Raw genomic sequence first — 19,569 nt, 5'->3', positions numbered from 1 at the left:
AGCAATGGGCATGAACTCGCTGCTTTATGCCTTTTCGGCCCTGTCCGACCCGACCCGATTCACGATCGTTGAACAACTGATGGATCAGGGCGAACTGCCCGCAGGCGACCTTGCCCGGGGCAAGGGTATGTCCGGCGCGGCCATTTCCCGGCACCTGAAGGTTTTGCGGCAGGCCGGGCTGGTGAGCCAGCGCGTCAACGGCACCCAGCGGATCTATTCGATCCGCCCCGAGGGGCTGCGGGCGATTGCCGAATGGACCATCTCGAAACGCAAGTTCTGGGAGGCCAGCCTGGACCGCCTGGGCGACATTCTGCAGGAGGACCCCTCATGGCCGACCTGAAGCTGGTGCGCGACTTTCCGGTCAGCGCCGAAACCCTGTTCGTCTGGATCAGCGACGGAACCAGATTGTTGCAGTGGTGGGGCCCTGAAGGGGTCGAGGTGCCGGAGCACGACCTGGATTTCTCGCGCCTTGGTCCGTGGTATTCGGTCATGGTCAATGGCGACGGGCAGCGGTTCAAGGTGTCCGGGCATGTGACCCATGTGGACCCGCCGAACTCGGTCGGGTTCACCTGGGGCTGGCATGACGACCAGGACCAACGCGGCGCCGAGAGCCATGTAACGCTGACGGTCGAGCCGACCGGCACCGGGGCGCGCCTGATCCTCGATCACTGCGATCTGGGCGATGACGAGGTCTCGGCCAATCATGAAAGCGGCTGGACCTCGTCGCTGCGCAAGCTGGAAGCCCGGCTTGCCAACCCCGTCTGACCAAAAGGGAGACCAGAAAATGCCTCAGTACCTGTTTGTCTACCACGGTGGCACCACGCCGACCGACCCGGCCGAGATCGAAGCCGCCATGGCCGCCTGGGGCGCGTGGTTCCAGAACATGGGGCCGGCGCTGGAAATCCCCGGCAACCCGGTGGGCCAATCTTATACCGTCAGCGCCGATGGCGTGACCGACAATGGCGGGGCCAACCCGGCCTCAGGCTTTACCGTGGTCAAGGCCGACAGCATCGAAGCCGCCACCGAGATGGCCAAGGGCTGCCCCATGGTGGTCAACGGCTCGGGCTCGGTCGAGGTGGCCGAGATCCACGAGATCGAGATGTGACCCTTACCCGGGGAAACCCGGCGCGGGGCGGATCACGCCGCATTCCAGCCCGCGGCGGCTGTATTGCGTGGCGTTCATGAATTTGCGCGTGGCCGGGTGATCGGCTTCGAGCACGCCGAGGCTGACGAGAATGGCGGCGATCGCGCATTCGCTGGCGCGGGTGGCGCCATCGGTGATCTTCAACGCCACGCCCATCTTCTTTTCCGGGATGATCGCGACAAATACGGCCTCGGCCCCGGTCTTGATCGCGGCACGCCCGTTCATCGCGCGCATCAGTTCGGTGCAGGCGCGGGTTTCCCCGGCCACCAGCTCGGGGTGGGCGACCATCGCCCGGGTCAATTGCAGGGCCGCATCGCTGGCCCGGTCCGACCGGTCGCCGGCCGAGGCAAACCACGCCATCGACCGCGCCAACCCCACCAGCGAAGTGGCGAAATTGGGCGCCGAGCAGCCGTCGATCCCGTAGCAGGGGCTGTCCTCGCCCGTGGTCTCTTCGAAGGCCGACAGGCAGGCCTGCTGCACGGGGTGGTCGATCTCGATATATTCGGGGCCTGCCCCCATGTGCCGGGCCAGGGTCAGGAACCCGCAATGCTTGCCCGAGCAGTTGTTGTGGATCTGGCAGGGCGTGTCATCGGCCAGGATCAGGCCGTCGCGCGCGGCCATGTCGGCCGGCTCCTGCGGGCCGCAGCGCAGATCAGGCTCGGACAGGCCCAAGTGATCCAGCCAGGCGGTCACGCGCTCGGTATGGATCGCCGCGCCATTGTGCGAGGCGCAGGCCAGTGCTAGGTGCTCGGAGCCCAGCCCGTATTTGGCCGCCGCGCCCGAGGTGACCAGCGGCAGCGCCTGGATCATCTTGGCCGACGACCGCGGATAGATCACCGCATTCGGATCGCCCCAACTGCGCACGATCTGACCGCTGTCGTCGCAGATCACCGCATGGCCCAGATGAAGGCTCTCCAACAGCGGTCCGCGCCATAGTTCGGTCATCGGTACGGGTTGCGTCATGTCGTCCCTCCGGAATGTGCGCAAAATTCTGCCAATCGCCCTTTCGCCTGTGGCGAAACCTGCGTTAGTGTGTGTATGTCGGCAATCATCCGGATGCGCAACTGCAACAGACGGACCGTCAGGGTTCGCGGCCATCCGGGGTGGAGTTGAGGTGTGGGTCGAGCCAGGAGGCTGAACAGATGAGATCGAAGCTCGTCCGCGTGATCGCGGGCCTTTGCGTGGCGGGGATGGCCACGACCGCAATCGCCCAGCAGGCGACAAGCACGAACCGGGTGGCGGCAAAGACCGACTGGAGCGTCTTCGTCGAGGACGATCCGACCGAATGCTGGAGCGTCTCGGCGCCCAAGGAAACGGTGAATACCCGCGGCGGGCGGGTCGTGTCGGTGCGGCGCAGCGACATTCTGCTGTTCGTGTTCTACCGTCCGAATGCCGAGGTCAAAGGGCAGGTCACCTTTACCGGCGGATACCCGTTTGCGCCGGGATCGACCGTCAACCTGAAGATCGACGACAACGAATTCGAGCTGTTCACCGAAGGCGAATGGGCGTGGCCGGCCAGCGCCGCGGATGACGCCAAGATCGTGACCGCGATGAAACGCGGCACCGAAGCCGTTCTGACCGCCCGGTCGGCGCGCGGAACCCAGACCAAGGACACCTTTTCGCTGCTGGGCTTCACCGCGGCCATCGAAGAGGCCGAGAAACGCTGCACCCAGCAGTAAGAACCGTTCTTGGCTCCATGCCAAAGCTCCGCCCATCCGGCGGAGCTTTTTTCGGTGCAGGTTTCCGCTACGTCGCCGGCTCGATTTGATCCGTATCAAGGCCGAAGCGGCCTGAACCTGAACAATCCGGTTCAGTTCAAACCAAAGGAGCCACGCCATGACCACCAAACCATTCCTTGTTCTTCTGGTCGCTGCCGCCGCCGTTCTGAGCGCCTGCGAGAAATCCGCCGACACCTATCCGGTCACGGGTGAGCAGTGCGGCCCGAACGATCCAGTCAAGAAACTGGACGCCGAGGATTGTTACATCCCGCCGGCGGGGCTGTAATCGCAACGGACGCATGAATCGTGCCCAAACCCTTCTGCCGTGCTAACGTTCGTTTCAGTGCACAGCGATGAAAGGGTTAGCCATGCGTTGGGTTTGGGCAGTGATATGTGTGCCGGCATCGGTTTTCGCGGACCCCGCATTGGAATGCATCGATGCCGGATCGCAGGTTGAGATCGGCGCCTGCGTCGGTCAGGCCGAAACAAATGTCGAGGCCGCTTTGGTGCAGGCCTTCGGTCTCGCGGCCGATGCTGCGAAGGAACTGGACGAGGTCACCGGGCGCACCGTCGCGCTGCCTGCGCTCGAGGCCTCTCAAGCCGCGTGGCAGGCCTATCGCGACGCGCAATGCGAGGCGGTGGGTGCGTCCTATGGTGGTGGATCGGGAACGGGTATCGCGATCACCTCGTGCCGGGTCGAGCTGGGGCGGACCCGGGTGACCGAACTGCTGCGGTTCGTGAACTGACACCTGGGTTTCACGAATCCTTTTGATCTTTGCCGACGTTCCTATATAGAGGCGCATCCCAAGCCAGAACGCCCGAGAACCACCATGACCGCCAAAGCGCCGATCACCCAGGATGTCGTGACCATTCCCCGCAAACTGCCCGAGGGAAAGATCAACCTTGTCGGTCTGACCCGCGACCGGCTGCGCGAGGTTCTGATCGAACACGGCACCCCGGAAAAGCAGGCCAAGATGCGGGTGAACCAAATCTGGCAGTGGATCTATCAATGGGGTGTGCGCGACTTTGACCAGATGACCAATCTGGCCAAGGCCTATCGCGCGCAGCTGGCCGAGCATTTCGTGATCGAAATCCCCGAGGTCGTCACCCGCAAGATCTCGTCCGACGGCACCCGCAAGTACCTCGTGCGCATCGCCGGTGGGCACGAGGTCGAGGTCGTCTACATCCCCGAAGAGGATCGCGGCACGTTGTGCATCTCGTCGCAGGTGGGCTGCACGCTGACTTGTTCGTTCTGCCACACCGGAACGCAGAAGCTGGTGCGCAACCTGACTGCCGCCGAGATCATCGGTCAGGTGATGATGGCGCGCGACGATCTGGACGAATGGCCCACCCCGGGCGCGCCCAAGAACGAGACGCGCCTGCTGTCGAACATCGTGCTGATGGGCATGGGCGAGCCGCTTTACAATTTCGAAAACGTCCGCGACGCGATGAAGATCGCGATGGACCCCGAGGGCATTTCTCTGTCGCGCCGGCGTATCACCCTGTCGACCTCGGGCGTGGTTCCCGAGATCGCCCGCACGGCGGAAGAGATCGGTTGCTTGCTGGCGATCTCGTTCCACGCCACCACAGACGAGGTGCGCGACGTTCTGGTGCCGATCAACAAGCGCTGGAACATCGAGGAACTGCTGCAGGCGCTGGCCAGCTATCCCAACGCGTCGAATTCCGAGCGGATCACCTTTGAATACGTGATGCTGGACGGCGTGAACGACAGCGACGAGGACGCCCATCGCCTGATCGACCATATCAAGCGCCACAACATTCCGGCCAAGATCAACCTGATCCCGTTCAACGAATGGCCGGGCGCGCCCTACAAGCGCAGCTCGAACAACCGGATCCGGGCCTTTGCCAACATCATCTATCAGGCCGGGTACGCCTCGCCCATCCGCAAGACGCGGGGTGACGACATCATGGCCGCCTGCGGTCAGTTGAAATCGGCCACCGAGCGCGCCCGCAAATCGCGCCGCCAGATCGAGGCCGAGGCCGGGCTGAAAGGTTGATTCGACGCCCGCGGGTTCGCGGGCAAATGGTCTGTAATTTTATCGCCGGATTTGGTAGTCTTGAGCCATGAGACGTGCGCTGTGGCGCGCACGTGAAATCTGCGCACAAGACGGTGAGTTGGACAGTCCGTTTTCTGGTGCGTTTCGACCAGTCCGCTCCTATTTGTCGGGGAAATCTGCGGAATTCAGGCAATCCTTGAACAGGGTGGGCCAATACATGAACGCACTGACGAAACTGTCAACGATCTGCATGACCGCCGCGTTGGTGGCATCGGGCGCCGCCATTTCATGGGCGCAATCCAACGAGACCGAGGCGCATCTGGCGATCGAGAACCCGGCGGAGCTGAGCAAAGAGGACGCGCAGCAGCATTATCGCGCCCTGAAGAAACAGATGGATCGCGGATATGCCACCGCGCATCTGGATCAACTGATGAACTATCAGCACTGGCCGCTGTTCAACGACGCACCGTACCTGTCGGCCACGCATGGGCAGCGCTACGTCAACAGCTATGCCAACCGGATGGCCCACAATTATGGCACGTTGCAACCGGGGGAAGATTTGCCCGTGGGCTCGGTCCTGGCCAAGGACAGCATGACCGTCACGGATGAGGGCCGGGTGCATCCCGGCGCCCTGTTCGTGATGGAGAAACTGCCAGAAGGCACCAGCCCCGACACCGCCGACTGGCGCTATGTCATGGTGATGCCCGACGGGTCGCTGTTCGGCGACACGATGGGGGATCGCGCGGGGGCGGTTGCCTATTGCCATGTCTGCCACGAAGCGGTCGCTGACCGCGACTATACGTTCTTCGTGCCAGAGGATTACCGCGTCGGCAACTGATCGCGGGCCGCGTCACCGGGTAGTTTCAGGGCGGCGGCCTCGCGCCGGCTGAGCTGTTCACCCTGCTTGCGTTTCGACAGAACCTCGCGCGCCAGCGCGTATTTGTCATCCTGCCAGAAGATCAGGCAGCCGTTGCACCCCTTGCCGCAGCAACCCTCGGTGCCCACGCGGTTGGTCTTGAACCGGCGCGCGGTGCCGTCTTGGCCAATCTTCGCCACCAGCTCGTCCCGGCGGCGGGCATAGGCGGCGGGATTGTCGCGCCCCGAGGTTTCCAACCCCTGCACCAGCTTGTCAAAGCGGATGCGACTCCAGTGCTCGTCGGTCAGGGCGCGTTCCTTACGCAGGACCGAATATACGGGGAAGCGGGCGCGAAGGTCGTCGGGGTCTTCGTGATCGAACAGGGCAAACGGCAGGCGGATCACGGTTTTCGTGCTGCCATGCACCACGTCCAGCTTGGCTCCGTCGCTGGCGCGTTCGAACTCGTAGACGCGCAGCAGGACCGTCTCGCGCGAGATGGGCGAGACGAAATCCAGCACGTCGCCGGGTTCGAGCTTGTTCTTCACCTCGACCAGGAACGCATCCTCGGTCACGTCGGTCACCAGCCCGGCATATTCCCATTGGGCGATGGTCGCGGTGTGCTCGTAATCATGCGCGTAATTGGTCAGCCGCCCCTCGTGAAAGGCCAGCGTATAGCCGCGGTTTCCCACGGTCTCCAACTCGCGCATATAGGGTTTCGGGTCCCAGTTCTCGGGGTCGGCATAATAGTCGTCGATGGCCATGCGATAGGCGCGCGCGACGATGGCGGCATAATATTCCGACTTACCGCGCCCCTCGACCTTGAGGCTGTCGACACCGATCTTCAGGTATTCGTCCAGCTTGGGCATGATGCACAGATCGCGCGAGTTTAGGATGTACGAGCCGCGATCATCCTCTTCGATCGGCATCAGTTCACCCGGGCGGCAGCCTTCCTCCAGCAGGAATTCGAACAGGTCGGCGTTTTCCTCGGTGATCCGCAGTTCCTGATGGGTGCCGTCCTTCAGGCGCAGCTTCAGCGCATAGTTCCAGCGGCAGGAATTGGCGCAGTTGCCCTGGTTGGCGCCGCGCTCGGCCATGAAGTTCGACAGCAGGCAGCGGCCCGAATAGGTCATGCACATTGCACCGTGCACGAAGGCCTCGAGCCGGATGTCGGGGCATTTCTCGCGGATCTCGACCAGTTCGGGGTACGAGACCTCGCGCGCCAGCACCACCAGTTCGGCCCCCTGATCCTGCCAGAACTTCACCGACAGCCACGAACAGATATTGGCCTGGGTCGAGATATGCAGCGGCAGTTCCGGCGCGCGTTCGCGCACGTACTGGAACACGCCGGGGTCGGCGATGATCAACCCGTCGGGCCGCACCTTGCGCACGGTGTCGATGTATTCGTCCAGCTTGGGGATGTCCTTGTTGTGCGAGAACAGGTTCAGCGTCAGATAGGCGCGGCGTCCATGCGCGTGGCAGAACGCGACCCCTTCGATCACCTCGTCCAGCGAAAACTCGGACTTGGTGCGCAGGGACATGTCGGGCGTGCCAAGATAGACCGCGTCCGCCCCGTACAGGATGGCCAGTTTCAGCTTGCGCAGATTGCCCGCAGGCATCAGCAATTCCGACTTGGTCCGTGTCATCGCAGCACCCGGTTCCGACTCGATGGCGCCTTCTAAGGCAAAACCACCGGCTCCAGAAGGGCAAACCAGCCTTGCACGCAGGCTCTAACCGCGACGGAACCGCGCTGTTCCGATCCGTTCGACCAACTGGTTGCGCACCGGGTCGGGTTGGGCGTCGATGGCGCGCAGCACCTCGCGCAGTTCCGCCCGCAGACCGTGCATCTGGTCGATCAGCGACAGCACCATCGACAGGGCGTCGGGCTCCATCTCGTACTGGTCGTCCAGCTCGCAGGCCAGTTGCAGGCGCGCCATGTCCAGCCGCTCGTAGACCAGCCCCTGGTCGGACTGGCGCGGGATCACGATCCGGGCGGACAGGAAACGGGACAACCGCTCCGAGGTCAGGTTCTGGACGGCTTCGATCAGTTCGGCTTCGGTCAGAGAACGGGTCATGCCGGCATTCCTTTCCGCGGGTCATAGCTGTGCGAATTGCGCCAGTTCTGGATGAACTGCTTCAGTTCGTCGTCGATCTTTTCGGGCATCACCACGCTCAGCTCGATCAGCTGGTCGCCGCGTTTGTCCGAGCCGCGTTTCCTGACGCCCTTGCCCCGAAGACGCAGGGTCTTGCCGCTACTGGTGCCCTCGGGCACGATCACGTTCACCCGGCCGTCGATCGTGGGCGCGGGGACCTTGCCGCCCAGAACGGCCTCGTCGATGGTGATCGGCAGGGTGATGCGGATGTCGTCACCCTCGCGCTTGAATACCGGATGTTCGGCCACGCGGATCGTGACCAGCGCGTCACCCGGTGGCCCCTCGCCATAGCCCGGCGCGCCCTTGCCGCGCAGGCGGATGGTCTGGCCGTCTGTGATGCCGGCGGGGATCTTCACCTCGATTCGGTCGCCATTGGGCAGGGTCAGCTTTTGCATGGCGCCAAAGACGGCATCCAGGAAACTGATCTGCAGGCTGTAGTTCACATTGTGACCAGGCGCATGAAACTCGCGCGCACGCCCACCGCTGAAGCCACCGTTGCCACGGTTGCCGAAGAATTGGGCAAAGATGTCGGACATGTCGTCGTCTTCGACCCCACCGCCCGAGCGATAGGGGTTGCCCGCGGTTTCGGCATATTCGCGGTAGTATTGCTGCTGCGGGCGTTCCTGGCCAGAGGCGTCGATCTCGCCCCGGTCGAACTTGGCCCGGGTTTCGGGGTCCTTCAGCAGGTCATAGGCGGCAGCGGCGGCCTTGAATCTGGCCTCGGCCTTGGCGTCGCCGGGCTTGAGGTCGGGGTGGCAGTCTTTGGCGATGCGCCGGTAGGCTTTTTTGATTTCGGCAGCACTGGCGTCTTTCGAGACGCCCAAAACCGAATATGGATCGTCGCTCATGTATCTCTCGTTTCTGATTGGTTTCGCCAGTGGATGTTGTTGGCAGTTAACCCTTCAGATTGTGTCGTGTCATGGAATTTCAACAAGGCCGAATACCGAGGAGATTGAATTCTCTCGAAAAATTCCGGCATCCTGATACTATCCGCATGTTTCGAACCGTTGCGGATGGAGTCAAACGCATGTCACGCAGAATCAAGTCGGCCCTGGCCCTGTTGGCGGGCAATGCCATCGGTCTGTTGCTGGCCAGCCTGTTGCTGACCGGCTTTTCGATCAAACCGGTATCGTTCATCGTGGTTGTGATCGTGTTCACCTTGGTTCAGGTCGTGGCCGAGCCATTGATCCTGAAGATCGGGGAAAAGAACGTGCCGGCGCTGAAGGGCGGAATCGCGCTGGTGGTCACCTTCGTGGGCCTGCTGGTCACCGATCTGGTCACTGAAGGGCTGACTGTGGGCGGCATCTCGAATCTGCTGGCGGCGACGCTGCTGGTGTGGCTGGGCGCCCTGATCGCCGGGGTTCTGCTGCCGATCTACGTCTTCACCGAACTGCGCGAGCCCAAGAAATAGGGCCTAAGCCAGCGCAGTCAGGCTGTCGTTCAGAGCCTGCCACAGCTCATCCACCGGCTCGCACCCGATCGAAAGACGCACGAAGCCGGGATCGACCTGATCCCCCCAACGCGCGCGCCGCTCGGCCGAGCTGTGCACGCCACCAAAGGAGGTGGCCGGGCGCAGTAGTGGGCAGCCATTGATGAACCGTTCGGCCTGGTCCTCGGAGGCCAGCGTGATCGTTAGCAAAAAGCCGAACCGCGTGGTCTGTTTGCGGGCCAGATCGTGCGACGGGTCCGACGGAAGGCCGGGATAGCGGATCTGCTTGACCTTCGGGTGATCGGCCAACCGTTCGGCCAGAACCTGCGCCGAACTGCACATGCGATCGAAGCGGACGTCCAGCGTCTCCAGCCCGCGATGCAGCAGCCAGGCCTCATGCGGTCCGGGGATCGCGCCCGAGACGCGGCGCCATTCCTCGACCCGTTCCATGATCTGGGCGTCACGGCCGGCCACATGGCCCATCAGCAGATCGGAATGCCCGCCCATCGCCTTGGTGTCCGAGGCGACGACAATGTCGATACCCAGGTCCAGCGGGCGTTGTCCCAGTGGAGTCAGCGTCGTATTGTCGGCGATGGTGATGCCACCCGCGGCGCGCACGTCTCTCGCCACCTGCGCCAAGTCGATCATGTCGAGCCCGGGGTTGGACGGGCTTTCGACGAAAACCACATCGAACCCGTCGAACCCGCCCTGCGCGAATGCGGTCGTGGGGCGCTCTTCGACCGACACGCCCAGCTTGGCGAGGAACCGGTCGGCCAGCAGGCGGGTGACGTAATACCCGTCCGACGGGATCAGGATGCGCGACCCCGCCCGCACGGTGGCGAACAGCGCGGCCGAAATCGCGCCCATGCCGGACGGAAAGATCAGGCAGGGTGCGTCTTCGAGATGCGCCAGCACGTGCTCGACCTGCGTCCAGGTCGGGTTGTCAACCCGGCCGTAGGTCGGGTGCCCGTCCGGCGCGCCGGGCAGGTGGAACATGCTACTTTGGGTCAGCGGCAGGGCCACAGGCTCGCCCTTGCTCAGCGCGTTGCCGCGCAGATGCAGCATCTCACCGGTCTTGGGAGGGCGCGCCATCGCTCAGCGCCCCGGAATGTCGCTGCGCGGCGGGGCGGGTTCCCAGCGCTCGATGATGTCGACCGCCTCTTGCGCGGTTTCGACAAAGCGGAACAGGTCCAGATCCTGTTCGGAAATCGTGCCGGCATCGGCCAGGGCTGTCCAGTTGATCACTCGTTCCCAGAATTCGCGCCCGAACAGCAGGAAGGGCACGCGCTCCATCCGGCCGGTCTGGATCAGCGTCAGCGACTCGAACATCTCGTCCAAGGTGCCGAACCCGCCGGGGAAGATGGTGATCGCGCGGGCGCGCATCAGGAAATGCATCTTGCGGATGGCAAAATAGTGGAAGTTGAAACACAGATCCGGCGTGACGTACTGGTTCGGGGCCTGTTCGTGCGGCAGCACGATGTTCAGCCCGATCGAGCAGCCGCCAGCATCATGCGCGCCGCGGTTGCCGGCCTCCATCACGCCGGGGCCGCCGCCGGTGACGATCACGTTCTCGCGGCAGCCGCACAGCTTGGATTTCTCGGTCATCAGCCGTGCGAATTCGCGCGCCTCGTCATAATATTTCGAAAGTTCGGCCAGGGTCCTGGTCCGCGCGCCGTCTTTCTTGGACGGTTCTGGTATGCGCGCGCCGCCGAACATCACGATGGTCGACGTGATCTCGCGCTCGGAAATGTTCAATTCGGGCTTCAGCAACTCCAGTTGCAGCCGCACGGGGCGCAGCTCGCTGCGCAGCAGGAATTCTTCATCGGCAAAGGCCAGCCGGTACGAGGGCGAGCGTGTCTGCGGGGTGTCCGGAACCTCGCTTGCGGTCGAGCGGTCGGTCTGGGCGTCGCGGAAGGGGCTGAGGCGTTGATCTTTCATTGCTGGGCGTTCCCTGCTTGCGTGTTTTCCAAACAGCTATAGGGTTCGCGGGCGGAGTGCCAGTCACGGAAAGATGAGAATGGATTGGAAACACGAGATTTCGGCGGCGGCCCAGAGGATTGCCGGCCATGCGCAGGTGACGCCGGTCATGACCAGTGCTGGTCTGGGGCTGGGCTATCCCGTCGAGCTGAAGCTGGAGCACCTGCAGCACACCGGCAGTTTCAAGGCGCGCGGCGCCTTCAACACTTTGCTGAGCACGGATGTGCCCGCGGCCGGAGTGGTGGCGGCATCGGGCGGGAATCACGGTGCGGCTGCGGCCTATGCCGCGCGGGCGCTGGGCCATCCGGCCAAGATCTTCGTGCCCGAGATGGCCGGTCCGTCCAAGATCGCCCTGATCGAACGGATCGGGGCCGATCTGAGCGTCGTGCCGGGCGAATATGCCAATGCCCTGACGATGGCACGTGAACACGAAGACCGAACGGGTGCGGTGCAGATACATGCCTATGACGCGCCGGCAACGGTGGCCGGGCAGGGTACCTGTTTCGCCGAATGGGACAGCCAAGGCTTGCAGGCCGATACCATATTGGTGGCGGTGGGCGGCGGCGGGCTGATCGCGGGGGCGCTGGCCTGGTTTCAGGGCGCGCGCAAGGTCGTTGCGGTCGAGCCGGAAACGTCACGTGCGTTGAACGCCGCGTTGCAGGCCGGTGCGCCGGTGGATGTTCCTGTGTCGGGTATCGCTGCCAACGCGCTGGGCGCGCGGCGGATCGGCGACATCTGTTTTGGGCTGGCGAAGGGGATGACGTCGGTGCTGGTCAGCGACGATGCGATCGCCGAGGCGCAGCAGCGCCTGTGGCAGGCGCACCGTATTCTGGTCGAGCCGGCGGGCGCGACGGCACTCGCGGCTCTGACCTCGGGCGTTTACACGCCGGAACCTGGCGAGCGGGTCGCGGTTCTGGTCTGCGGGGGCAATATCGCACCTGACCCTCTCACCGCTTGAATTTGCGCCTTGAGGGCCGAGCCTTGGGATTATAGATAAAATCCCATGACCGCCACGATTGCAGATTCCATCTATGCCCGGCTCAGCCAGCGCATCATCACGGGCGAGCTGCCCGCGGGTGAGAAACTGCGGCAGGACCATATCGCGCGGGCGTTCGACACCAGCCATGTCCCGGTGCGCGAGGCGCTGTTGCGGCTTCAGGCGCATGGTCTGGCCCACAGCGAACCACGGCGCGGCATGCGTGTCACCGCGCTGGACCCGGCCGAGGTGCGCGAGGTGATCGAGATGCGCGTGGCCCTGGAATCGCTGGCCCTGCAACATGCGATCCAGAATTTGACACCGGCGGATCTCAAGGCGGCCGACAAGGCCCGCATCGCCTGCGACGAGGCCCAGGACATGCCAACATGGGAAACCCGGAACCGCGCCTTCCACCGGGCGATCCTGACACCCTGTGCGCGGCCGCGCCTGCTGCATACGATCGACGATCTGCACATCGCCAGCGCCCGCCATCTGTTCGCCCATTGGCGTCACCGCTGGGTCCAGCGGAAAGACACCGACCACGCCGCCATCGTGCAGGCGATGAAGCGCCGCGATACCGCCACGGCCACAGCGATTCTGGTGCGCCATATCCGCCGCGCCAGCTGAGACCGGCGGGTTTTGGCACCGGGTGGCCGCAAATGGCCCCGCCAACGTCGCATTGCGCATTGGCCCCGGCTTTCATATAGGCAAGACCAACCAAACGAGAGTCAGCACGGAGTAACCCCATGTCCAACGCCCAACTGGAAACCGCCATCGAGGCCGCATGGGAGGCCCGCGACACGATCACGCCCGCCACCACCGGTGAACAGCGCGAAGCGATCGAGGACACTTTGAACGCGCTGGACAGCGGCACGCTGCGTGTCGCCGAGAAGCAGGCCGATGGCAGCTGGCATGTGAACCAGTGGGCCAAGAAGGCGGTCCTGCTGGGCTTTCGCATCAAGGACATGGAAATCCAGTCCGGAGGCCCGCAAGGTGGCGGCTGGTGGGACAAGGTCGACAGCAAGTTCGCCGGCTGGGGTGAAAACCAGTGGCGCGCGGCCGGTTTCCGCGCTGTGCCCAACTGCGTGGTGCGCAAGTCGGCCTATATCGCGCCGGGCGTGGTACTGATGCCGTCTTTCGTGAACCTCGGCGCCTATGTGGACGAAGGCACCATGGTCGACACTTGGGCCACGGTCGGTTCCTGCGCGCAGATCGGCAAGAACGTCCACCTGTCCGGTGGCGTCGGCATTGGCGGCGTTCTGGAGCCCATGCAGGCCGGCCCGACTATCATCGAGGACAACTGCTTCATCGGCGCCCGCTCCGAGGTGGTCGAGGGCTGCATCATCCGCGAAGGCTCGGTTCTGGGCATGGGCGTCTATATCGGCCAGTCCACCAAGATCGTGGATCGCGAGACCGGCGAGGTGTTCTATGGCGAGGTGCCGCCTTATTCGGTGGTGGTGTCCGGCTCGATGCCGTCGAAGAACGGGATCAACCTGTACTGCGCGGTGATCGTGAAGCGGGTCGATGAGAAGACCCGTTCGAAGACCGGGATCAACGAGCTGCTGCGCGATTGATCGTAGACGTCGTTCAATGTTCCGAAGGTCGCGGCTCTGGTCCGCGGCCTTTTTCGTTCGGCAGGGTCGGACCTATCCCGCCTGGTAGTCGGCGAGATCCTCGGGCGCGTGCAGCAGGGTGCCTTCGTATTTCGGTAAATCATCGCGCAGATCCAGCCAGGGCAGCTTGCTTTGATAATTGACGTGAAAGGTTGGCGCAAAGTCTGAAGCGTCTTCCAGCGAGGTCGCGTACAGGTGCATCCCGCCCTCATAGTGGTCGGCCTCGAACCCCATCGGAGAGCCACACGTGGCGCAGAAATGACGCTGGACGCCGTTCGAACTGGCGAAAGTACGCGGTGTTGCGGCGGTCCATCGGAAATTGCGTAAGGGTACGCCCAACCACGCGACCACGGGCGCGGCGCAATTGCGGCGGCAATCGTCACAATGGCAATAGCAGCTCCAGGTCTCGGGGCCCTCAAACTCCCAGCGGGTTTCACCGCACAAGCAGCGGCCGCCTTTGGTCATGATGTCCTCCGTCGTTTTTCGCGACCAGTCTGACTGAACGGTGGGCTTGAGCGCGTCAAAAAACGACACGGCATCCGGGAACCGCGTCGAGCTGCCATGCTTGACCATCGACCGACCCCCGGCTAAGGCCCACGGCATGGAAAAGCAAAAGAAACCCTCGCGCCAGCAGGTCTATACTCTGTTGGTTCAGATTGGTCGCAAGGATGGCGACGGCCTGCCCGAAGGCGCCACCGGCGCGGCGCTCATGTGCTATGCCAGCGGCGTGGACGAGGCCGAGGCCGTGCGCGAAACCGTGGCCATTCTCAAACAGGCCGATACGGCCCCGCTGGACGTCACCGGCTATGGGACCCTGGCCGAGCGCGAGGCGCAGGGGCACGAGATCGCCCCGGACGAACGCGCGCTGATGCAGAGGGCGCTGGATGAAAACGCGGTGATCGTGGCGCAGATGATACCGTTTTTCGGCGACAAGCCCGAAGGCAGCTAGCGCCGCGCGCCGAACCACTTGCTATAGATCTGGTCGTAGGTGCCGTTCTCGCGCAACGTGAGCAGCACCCGGTTGACGTCTTCGTCCAGCGGTGACCCGGTCGGGAACAGGATGCCGTAGTTCTCGCGCAGGAAGACGCCGCCGGTCATTGCCGCAATCTTGCGCCCCTCGTGGGTAGCAAAATAGGACAGGATCGGCGCGTCAAACACGACGGCATCAAGGTCCCCATCCCTGAACGCGGTCAACATGCCGTCGAGGTCATCATAGCCGACGAATTCGATCTCGCGCCGGTTCAGGAAACTGGCGGCGGTCGAGCCCGAGATCGTGCCGACCTGTTTGCCGTACAGGTCGTTGACCGAGTTGATGTTGCTGGTGATCGCGTCCACCGTCATCACCGAGGTGATCCGCGCGGTGAACACGGATACGATGAACAGCGAGGACACGACCAGCACCACACCCAGAATGCGTCCGAAGGGGGTGCGGGGCATGCGCTCTTCGAACCCGCCATTGACCACCAGGTTCAGCGCCCACCAGAAGGACGGGAACCAGGCCTCGTTCAGGTCGCGGTCGAAATAGGGTTGGGATCGGCGTTCGAATCCCCACATCAGCATGCCGCCACCCAGCAGGATGGCAAAGGCCAGCCCGATGGCGATGAACAGCTCGCGCGACAGCAGCGCCTGCATCAGGGACGGGCTGCGCGCCGCGTCGGAGGGCACCATGATCTGCAGACCGGCCTCGAAGATCGGCTGGCTGAAATCCATTCGGGCTTCGCGGTCGGCGGTGATCGAGATGTTGGCGATGGCCATGTCCGCCTCGCCGTTTTCGACCGCCGACAGCATGTCGCCGAACGTGTCCATGCGGACGACCGTATATTCCCAGCCCAGCTCCTCGGCCAGTGCGGCCAGCAGATCCATTGAAAACCCGGTATCCACGCCCTCGACTTCATACGAGAACGGTGAGCGGTCCACCGTCGCGACCGTCAGAGTTTCGGCCTGGCTGGCTTGTGCAAGGGCTGCCATGGTCAGGCAGATCAATGCGAAAAGGGCGCGCGTCATGGGGTATTCACCTGTTTCGCGGCCCTCTAGCTCAATTTGGCGTGCTGCGGCAAGGCCGTCGCAAGGTCATCACCTCAGAATTCTTTGTCCCGCATTTTCGGGCCGGATCGCCGGAAAACCGTAGATCGGGGTTGGCATCGCCGCCAATTCGTTGAATCTGTGCGGTATCCCGTCCCACGCCGAAACCGCGAGGCCCCCGAATGACCGACCCCGTAGACCTGACCGCAGACCTGATCCGTTGCCCCTCGGTCACACCCGAGGAAGGCGGGGCGCTGGTTCTGCTGGAAGAAATCCTGTCGCGGGCCGGTTTCACCTGCACGCGGGTGGATCGCGGCGGCGTCTGCAACCTGTTCGCCCGGTGGGGCGACAAGGGGCATGCGCGCAGTTTCGGGTTCAACGGGCATACCGATGTGGTGCCGGTGGGCGATGAGGCCGCATGGACCTGCCCGCCGTTCGGCGCGGAAATCCATGATGGCATTCTGTACGGCCGGGGCGCGACCGATATGAAATCGGGGGTTGCGGCTTTTGTTGCGGCGGCGGTGGATTTCGTGCGCGACACTCCGCCGGACGGGGCAATCATCCTGACCATCACGGGGGATGAGGAAGGCGATGCGGTGGACGGCACCACCGCGCTGCTGGACTACATGCAGGCGCAGGACGAGCGGATGTCAGTCTGTCTTGTGGGCGAGCCGACCTGCCCCAACGAGATGGGCGAGATGATGAAGATCGGCCGCCGCGGGTCGATGACCGCTTGGTTCGAGGTGACGGGCGTGCAGGGCCATTCGGCCTATCCGCATCGTGCCAGAAACCCGGTGCCCGCTCTGGCGCGGCTGATGGACCGGCTGGCCAGTCACGAACTGGATCGGGGGACGGACCATTTCGACGCCTCGACCCTTGCTGTGGTCACGATGGACACCGGCAACGAGGCCACCAACGTCATTCCGGCCCAGTGCCGTGGCGCGGTGAACATCCGGTTCAACGACCTGCATACAGGCGTCAGCCTCAGCAACTGGCTGAAGGCGCAGGCAGCCAACGTGGCGGCGGAGTTCGGCGTGCAGATCGACACGCGGATCAAGGTCTCGGGCGAAAGCTTTCTGACGCCTCCGGGGCCGCTGTCGGATCTTGTGGCCCGGGCCGTCGAGGCCGAGACCGGCCGCTGGCCCGAGCTGTCCACGACCGGCGGCACCTCGGACGCGCGGTTCATCAAGGATCACTGCCCCGTGGTCGAGTTCGGCCTGGTCGGTCGCACCATGCACCAAGTGGACGAATCCGTCCCGGTCGAGCAGGTCCGCCAGCTCAAGGCGATCTATGCCCGGATCCTGGCCGACTATTTCACCTGAGCGATTGATGCGCCCGGCCGCTTTTTGGTCATGACGCGGTCGTATAGGCATGCTAGGCGGACATCATGAAACGCATACCGACCAAGCAGGAGATCCTCGACTGGATCTCGGCGAACCCCACGCTCACTTCGAAACGCGACATTGCCAAGGCCTTTGGCATTAAGGGCGCGGACCGGATCGACCTGAAACGGATCCTCAAAGAGCTTGAGGCCGAGGGCCATCTTGAAAAGCGCAAGCGCAGCTATCGAGACCCGGACCGCCTGCCGCCGGTCAGCGTGTTGCAGGTCAAGGCGCCGAACGCCGATGGCGACCTGTTCGCGCGACCGCTGGAATGGCATGGAGAAGGGGTCGAGCCGATCGTGCTGATCATATCCCGCGCCAGCGACCCGGCGCTGGGCGAAGGTGACCGCATCCTTGCCCGCCTGACCCAGGTGCATGCAGAAGACCACAATTACGAGGCCCGCCTGATCCGCCGCATCGGCGCCAATCCGCGCCGGGTCGTCGGGATTTTCCGCAAGGGCGCCGAGGGCGGGCGGATCGTGCCGATCGACAAGGCCGGATCGACCGAATGGCTGGTGGCCGAAGGTGCGGCGCTGGGCGCCAAGGATGGCGAATTGGTCGAGGCCGAGCAGGCCGGGCCGAAAAACCGTATGGGGCTGCCGCGCGCGCGCATCGTGGAACGGCTGGGCGATCCGTCCGCGCCCAAGGCGGTGTCGCTGATCGCGATCCACCAGCACGGCATCCCGGACGATTTTCCCGATGACGTGATCGCCGAGGCCGACCTGGCCAAGCCCGTCGGGCTGAAAGGGCGCGAGGATCTGCGGGACATCCCTCTGGTGACCATCGACCCGTCGGACGCGCGCGACCGTGACGACGCCTGCCATGCCCATCCTGACGACGACCCGAAAAACCCGGGCGGCCACGTGATCTGGGTCGCCATTGCCGATGTGGCCGCCTATGTGCGCCCCGGCAGTGCGCTGAACCGCGAGGCGCGAAAGCGGGGCAACTCGACCTATTTCCCCGACCGCGTCGTGCCGATGCTGCCGGATCGTCTGTCGGGTGATCTGTGTTCGCTGCACGAAGGCGTGCCGCGCGCTTGTATCGCAGTGCGGATGCGGATCGATGCAAACGGCAACAAGATCGACCACCGCTTTGTGCGCGGGCTGATGCGCTCGGGCGCGTCTCTGAACTATGCCGAGGTGCAGGCGGCCATCGACGGCACCCCCAATGACCGCACCGGCCCGCTACTGGAGAGCGTTCTGAAACCGCTCTATGCCGCGTATGGTGCGCTGAAGACGGCCCGCAACGAACGTCAGCCGCTGGACCTGGACCTGCCGGAACGCAAGATCGTGCTGAACGACAAGGGCGGGGTCGAAAGCGTGGCCTTCCGCGAGCGGCTAGACGCGCACCGGCTGATCGAGGAATTCATGATTCTGGCCAACGTGTCCGCAGCCGAGACGCTGATCGCCAAGCGCAGCCCGCTTCTGTTCCGGGTGCACGAGGAGCCGGCGCCTGAAAAGCTGGAAAGCCTGCGCGAAACGGCACAGGCCGCTGGGCTGAATCTGGCCAAGGGGCAGGTGTTGCAGACCCGTCACCTGAACGCGCTGCTGAACGCCGCCGCCGGCACCGAGGATGCCGAGTTGATCAATCTCAGCACATTGCGGTCGATGGCGCAGGCCTATTACAGCCCCGAAAACTTTGGCCATTTCGGGCTGGCGCTGCGTAACTACGCGCATTTTACCTCGCCCATCCGCCGCTATGCCGACCTGATCGTGCACCGGGCGCTGATCTCGGCCCATGGCTGGGGCAAGGACGGTCTGACCGCCGACGAGATCGAACGTCTGGAGGAGATCGCCACCCATATCTCGGATACCGAGCGCCGCTCGATGATGGCCGAGCGCGACACGACTGACCGCTATCTGGCGGCCTATCTGAGCGAGCGCGTCGGCAACGAGTTCACCGGCCGCATCAGCGGTATCGCCCGGTTCGGGGCCTTCGTCAAACTGGATGAAACCGGGGCCGACGGGCTGGTGCCGGTGCGGTCGCTGGGGCGCGAGTTCTTCCATTTCGACGCTGAGGCCGGCACCCTGATGGGAGCCGATACCGGCCTGACCATCGCCATCGGTCAGCGTGTCACCGTGCGCCTGACCGAGGCCACGCCGGTGACCGGCGGGCTGGAACTGGAGCTGCTGTCCATCGACGATCAGCCGATGCCACGTGGGGGCGGCCGTGGAAAGCCGGGTCGTCCGACGCGGCGCAAGGCGGTCAGCACCAAGCGCAAGAAGGACAAGATCAAGCGCAAGGTCGAGCGCAAACGCCGTCAGCGGTGATGGTGCGCAGCGCC

23 protein-coding genes are annotated in these 19,569 nt (G+C 64.0%); 15 read left to right on the top strand and 8 right to left on the bottom strand.

The window, feature by feature from the left end:
• Positions 1-10: 10 nt before the first annotated feature.
• From AC2FMD_RS13420 to AC2FMD_RS13410, 3 genes are read left to right on the top strand one after another with little or no spacing between them, the layout of a single operon-like run.
• Positions 11-340, top strand: a complete 330-nt coding sequence (locus AC2FMD_RS13420; RefSeq protein ID WP_496743410.1) for an ArsR/SmtB family transcription factor — start codon at positions 11-13, stop codon at positions 338-340.
• Positions 328-765 carry an SRPBCC family protein gene (locus AC2FMD_RS13415; protein WP_496743412.1) on the top strand — a complete coding sequence of 146 codons (438 nt, stop codon included), beginning with the start codon at positions 328-330 and terminating at the stop codon, positions 763-765. Before AC2FMD_RS13420 ends, AC2FMD_RS13415 begins: the two co-directional genes overlap by 13 nt.
• A gap of 19 nt (positions 766-784) precedes the next feature.
• Positions 785-1,105: a YciI family protein gene (locus AC2FMD_RS13410; RefSeq protein ID WP_496680694.1), complete on the top strand. Its 321-nt coding sequence runs from the start codon at positions 785-787 to the stop codon at positions 1,103-1,105.
• 3 nt (positions 1,106-1,108) lie between these two features.
• Here AC2FMD_RS13410 and AC2FMD_RS13405 read toward each other — a convergent pair whose 3' ends face one another.
• Positions 1,109-2,107: an asparaginase gene (locus AC2FMD_RS13405; protein ID WP_496680696.1), complete on the bottom strand. Its 999-nt coding sequence runs from the start codon at positions 2,105-2,107 to the stop codon at positions 1,109-1,111.
• 179 nt (positions 2,108-2,286) lie between these two features.
• Between AC2FMD_RS13405 and AC2FMD_RS13400 the strand changes: the two genes are divergently transcribed.
• The 5 genes from AC2FMD_RS13400 (at position 2,287) to AC2FMD_RS13380 (ending at position 5,718) form a co-directional block, all read left to right on the top strand.
• Positions 2,287-2,823 (top strand): invasion associated locus B family protein, encoded by a 537-nt coding sequence (locus AC2FMD_RS13400; RefSeq protein WP_496680697.1) that lies wholly within the window; start codon positions 2,287-2,289, stop codon positions 2,821-2,823.
• A 157-nt stretch (positions 2,824-2,980) separates the two neighbouring features.
• A complete protein-coding gene (locus AC2FMD_RS13395) occupies positions 2,981-3,148 on the top strand; it encodes a hypothetical protein (protein ID WP_496680700.1) in 168 nt (55 codons plus the stop codon).
• A gap of 139 nt (positions 3,149-3,287) precedes the next feature.
• Entirely contained in the window at positions 3,288-3,608 is a 321-nt protein-coding gene (locus AC2FMD_RS13390; protein ID WP_496743590.1) for a lysozyme inhibitor LprI family protein, read from the top strand.
• Between the two features lie 84 nt (positions 3,609-3,692).
• Entirely contained in the window at positions 3,693-4,880 is a 1,188-nt protein-coding gene (gene rlmN / locus AC2FMD_RS13385; RefSeq protein WP_496680704.1) for a dual-specificity RNA methyltransferase RlmN, read from the top strand.
• A gap of 217 nt (positions 4,881-5,097) precedes the next feature.
• Positions 5,098-5,718 carry a cytochrome P460 family protein gene (locus AC2FMD_RS13380; RefSeq protein ID WP_496680705.1) on the top strand — a complete coding sequence of 207 codons (621 nt, stop codon included), beginning with the start codon at positions 5,098-5,100 and terminating at the stop codon, positions 5,716-5,718.
• Here AC2FMD_RS13380 and AC2FMD_RS13375 read toward each other — a convergent pair.
• The 3 genes from AC2FMD_RS13375 to AC2FMD_RS13365 form a co-directional block, all read right to left on the bottom strand.
• Positions 5,700-7,379, bottom strand: coding sequence for a U32 family peptidase (locus tag AC2FMD_RS13375; protein WP_496795108.1), 1,680 nt, complete (start codon positions 7,377-7,379; stop codon positions 5,700-5,702). The two genes, AC2FMD_RS13380 and AC2FMD_RS13375, sit on opposite strands and share 19 nt — an antisense overlap.
• An 84-nt stretch (positions 7,380-7,463) precedes the next feature.
• Entirely contained in the window at positions 7,464-7,808 is a 345-nt protein-coding gene (locus tag AC2FMD_RS13370; protein ID WP_496742412.1) for a hypothetical protein, read from the bottom strand.
• Positions 7,805-8,734, bottom strand: a complete 930-nt coding sequence (locus tag AC2FMD_RS13365) for a DnaJ C-terminal domain-containing protein (RefSeq protein WP_496742413.1) — start codon at positions 8,732-8,734, stop codon at positions 7,805-7,807. Before AC2FMD_RS13365 ends, AC2FMD_RS13370 begins: the two co-directional genes overlap by 4 nt.
• Positions 8,735-8,913: 179 nt before the next feature.
• Between AC2FMD_RS13365 and AC2FMD_RS13360 the strand changes: the two genes are divergently transcribed.
• Positions 8,914-9,297 carry a hypothetical protein gene (locus AC2FMD_RS13360; RefSeq protein WP_496742414.1) on the top strand — a complete coding sequence of 128 codons (384 nt, stop codon included), beginning with the start codon at positions 8,914-8,916 and terminating at the stop codon, positions 9,295-9,297.
• Between the two features lie 3 nt (positions 9,298-9,300).
• Here the strand turns inward: AC2FMD_RS13360 and AC2FMD_RS13355 are convergent, their stop codons facing one another.
• Entirely contained in the window at positions 9,301-10,407 is a 1,107-nt protein-coding gene (locus AC2FMD_RS13355) for a cystathionine gamma-lyase (protein ID WP_496742415.1), read from the bottom strand.
• 3 nt (positions 10,408-10,410) lie between these two features.
• Positions 10,411-11,253, bottom strand: coding sequence for an LOG family protein (locus AC2FMD_RS13350; protein WP_496680717.1), 843 nt, complete (start codon positions 11,251-11,253; stop codon positions 10,411-10,413).
• A gap of 79 nt (positions 11,254-11,332) precedes the next feature.
• On the opposite strand from AC2FMD_RS13350, the gene AC2FMD_RS13345 reads away from it, so the two are divergent.
• From AC2FMD_RS13345 to dapD, 3 genes are all read left to right on the top strand, one after another.
• Positions 11,333-12,250 carry a threonine/serine dehydratase gene (locus tag AC2FMD_RS13345; RefSeq protein WP_496742416.1) on the top strand — a complete coding sequence of 306 codons (918 nt, stop codon included), beginning with the start codon at positions 11,333-11,335 and terminating at the stop codon, positions 12,248-12,250.
• Between the two features lie 45 nt (positions 12,251-12,295).
• Positions 12,296-12,895, top strand: coding sequence for a GntR family transcriptional regulator (locus tag AC2FMD_RS13340; RefSeq protein ID WP_496680721.1), 600 nt, complete (start codon positions 12,296-12,298; stop codon positions 12,893-12,895).
• A 119-nt stretch (positions 12,896-13,014) separates the two neighbouring features.
• Positions 13,015-13,842, top strand: coding sequence for a 2,3,4,5-tetrahydropyridine-2,6-dicarboxylate N-succinyltransferase (dapD, locus tag AC2FMD_RS13335; RefSeq protein ID WP_005980357.1), 828 nt, complete (start codon positions 13,015-13,017; stop codon positions 13,840-13,842).
• Between the two features lie 72 nt (positions 13,843-13,914).
• Here dapD and AC2FMD_RS13330 read toward each other — a convergent pair whose 3' ends face one another.
• Positions 13,915-14,454 carry a GFA family protein gene (locus AC2FMD_RS13330; protein WP_496795107.1) on the bottom strand — a complete coding sequence of 180 codons (540 nt, stop codon included), beginning with the start codon at positions 14,452-14,454 and terminating at the stop codon, positions 13,915-13,917.
• A 28-nt stretch (positions 14,455-14,482) separates the two neighbouring features.
• Between AC2FMD_RS13330 and AC2FMD_RS13325 the strand changes: the two genes are divergently transcribed.
• Positions 14,483-14,830 carry a DUF8846 family protein gene (locus AC2FMD_RS13325; RefSeq protein ID WP_496795106.1) on the top strand — a complete coding sequence of 116 codons (348 nt, stop codon included), beginning with the start codon at positions 14,483-14,485 and terminating at the stop codon, positions 14,828-14,830.
• Here the strand turns inward: AC2FMD_RS13325 and AC2FMD_RS13320 are convergent.
• Entirely contained in the window at positions 14,827-15,885 is a 1,059-nt protein-coding gene (locus tag AC2FMD_RS13320; RefSeq protein WP_496795105.1) for a transporter substrate-binding domain-containing protein, read from the bottom strand. The genes AC2FMD_RS13325 and AC2FMD_RS13320 overlap by 4 nt on opposite strands.
• A gap of 200 nt (positions 15,886-16,085) precedes the next feature.
• Between AC2FMD_RS13320 and dapE the strand changes: the two genes are divergently transcribed.
• Entirely contained in the window at positions 16,086-17,225 is a 1,140-nt protein-coding gene (gene dapE / locus AC2FMD_RS13315) for a succinyl-diaminopimelate desuccinylase (RefSeq protein ID WP_496742420.1), read from the top strand.
• A gap of 65 nt (positions 17,226-17,290) precedes the next feature.
• Complete coding sequence (gene rnr, locus AC2FMD_RS13310; protein WP_496680735.1) at positions 17,291-19,555, top strand: ribonuclease R; 2,265 nt, start codon at positions 17,291-17,293, stop codon at positions 19,553-19,555.
• The last annotated feature ends 14 nt before the right edge of the window (positions 19,556-19,569 follow it).

This window comes from Ruegeria sp. BHSC276, assembly GCF_059612945.1.
The sequence above is the reverse complement of the archived record's forward strand: the minus strand, read 5'-3'. Positions and strand labels throughout refer to the sequence as shown.

Excerpts from the sequence above, each read along its gene's own strand:
- AC2FMD_RS13420 (WP_496743410.1), top strand. The coding sequence starts at position 11 with ATGAACTCGCTGCTTTATGCCTTTTCGGCCCTGTCCGACCCGACCCGA.
- AC2FMD_RS13415 (WP_496743412.1), top strand. The coding sequence starts at position 328 with ATGGCCGACCTGAAGCTGGTGCGCGACTTTCCGGTCAGCGCCGAAACC.
- AC2FMD_RS13410 (WP_496680694.1), top strand. The coding sequence starts at position 785 with ATGCCTCAGTACCTGTTTGTCTACCACGGTGGCACCACGCCGACCGAC.
- AC2FMD_RS13405 (WP_496680696.1), bottom strand. The coding sequence starts at position 2,107 with ATGACGCAACCCGTACCGATGACCGAACTATGGCGCGGACCGCTGTTG.
- AC2FMD_RS13400 (WP_496680697.1), top strand. The coding sequence starts at position 2,287 with ATGAGATCGAAGCTCGTCCGCGTGATCGCGGGCCTTTGCGTGGCGGGG.
- AC2FMD_RS13395 (WP_496680700.1), top strand. The coding sequence starts at position 2,981 with ATGACCACCAAACCATTCCTTGTTCTTCTGGTCGCTGCCGCCGCCGTT.
- rlmN (WP_496680704.1), top strand. The coding sequence starts at position 3,693 with ATGACCGCCAAAGCGCCGATCACCCAGGATGTCGTGACCATTCCCCGC.
- AC2FMD_RS13380 (WP_496680705.1), top strand. The coding sequence starts at position 5,098 with ATGAACGCACTGACGAAACTGTCAACGATCTGCATGACCGCCGCGTTG.
- AC2FMD_RS13375 (WP_496795108.1), bottom strand. The coding sequence starts at position 7,379 with ATGACACGGACCAAGTCGGAATTGCTGATGCCTGCGGGCAATCTGCGC.
- AC2FMD_RS13370 (WP_496742412.1), bottom strand. The coding sequence starts at position 7,808 with ATGACCCGTTCTCTGACCGAAGCCGAACTGATCGAAGCCGTCCAGAAC.
- AC2FMD_RS13365 (WP_496742413.1), bottom strand. The coding sequence starts at position 8,734 with ATGAGCGACGATCCATATTCGGTTTTGGGCGTCTCGAAAGACGCCAGT.
- AC2FMD_RS13360 (WP_496742414.1), top strand. The coding sequence starts at position 8,914 with ATGTCACGCAGAATCAAGTCGGCCCTGGCCCTGTTGGCGGGCAATGCC.
- AC2FMD_RS13355 (WP_496742415.1), bottom strand. The coding sequence starts at position 10,407 with ATGGCGCGCCCTCCCAAGACCGGTGAGATGCTGCATCTGCGCGGCAAC.
- AC2FMD_RS13350 (WP_496680717.1), bottom strand. The coding sequence starts at position 11,253 with ATGAAAGATCAACGCCTCAGCCCCTTCCGCGACGCCCAGACCGACCGC.
- AC2FMD_RS13345 (WP_496742416.1), top strand. The coding sequence starts at position 11,333 with ATGGATTGGAAACACGAGATTTCGGCGGCGGCCCAGAGGATTGCCGGC.
- AC2FMD_RS13340 (WP_496680721.1), top strand. The coding sequence starts at position 12,296 with ATGACCGCCACGATTGCAGATTCCATCTATGCCCGGCTCAGCCAGCGC.
- dapD (WP_005980357.1), top strand. The coding sequence starts at position 13,015 with ATGTCCAACGCCCAACTGGAAACCGCCATCGAGGCCGCATGGGAGGCC.
- AC2FMD_RS13330 (WP_496795107.1), bottom strand. The coding sequence starts at position 14,454 with ATGGTCAAGCATGGCAGCTCGACGCGGTTCCCGGATGCCGTGTCGTTT.
- AC2FMD_RS13325 (WP_496795106.1), top strand. The coding sequence starts at position 14,483 with ATGGAAAAGCAAAAGAAACCCTCGCGCCAGCAGGTCTATACTCTGTTG.
- AC2FMD_RS13320 (WP_496795105.1), bottom strand. The coding sequence starts at position 15,885 with ATGACGCGCGCCCTTTTCGCATTGATCTGCCTGACCATGGCAGCCCTT.
- dapE (WP_496742420.1), top strand. The coding sequence starts at position 16,086 with ATGACCGACCCCGTAGACCTGACCGCAGACCTGATCCGTTGCCCCTCG.
- rnr (WP_496680735.1), top strand. The coding sequence starts at position 17,291 with ATGAAACGCATACCGACCAAGCAGGAGATCCTCGACTGGATCTCGGCG.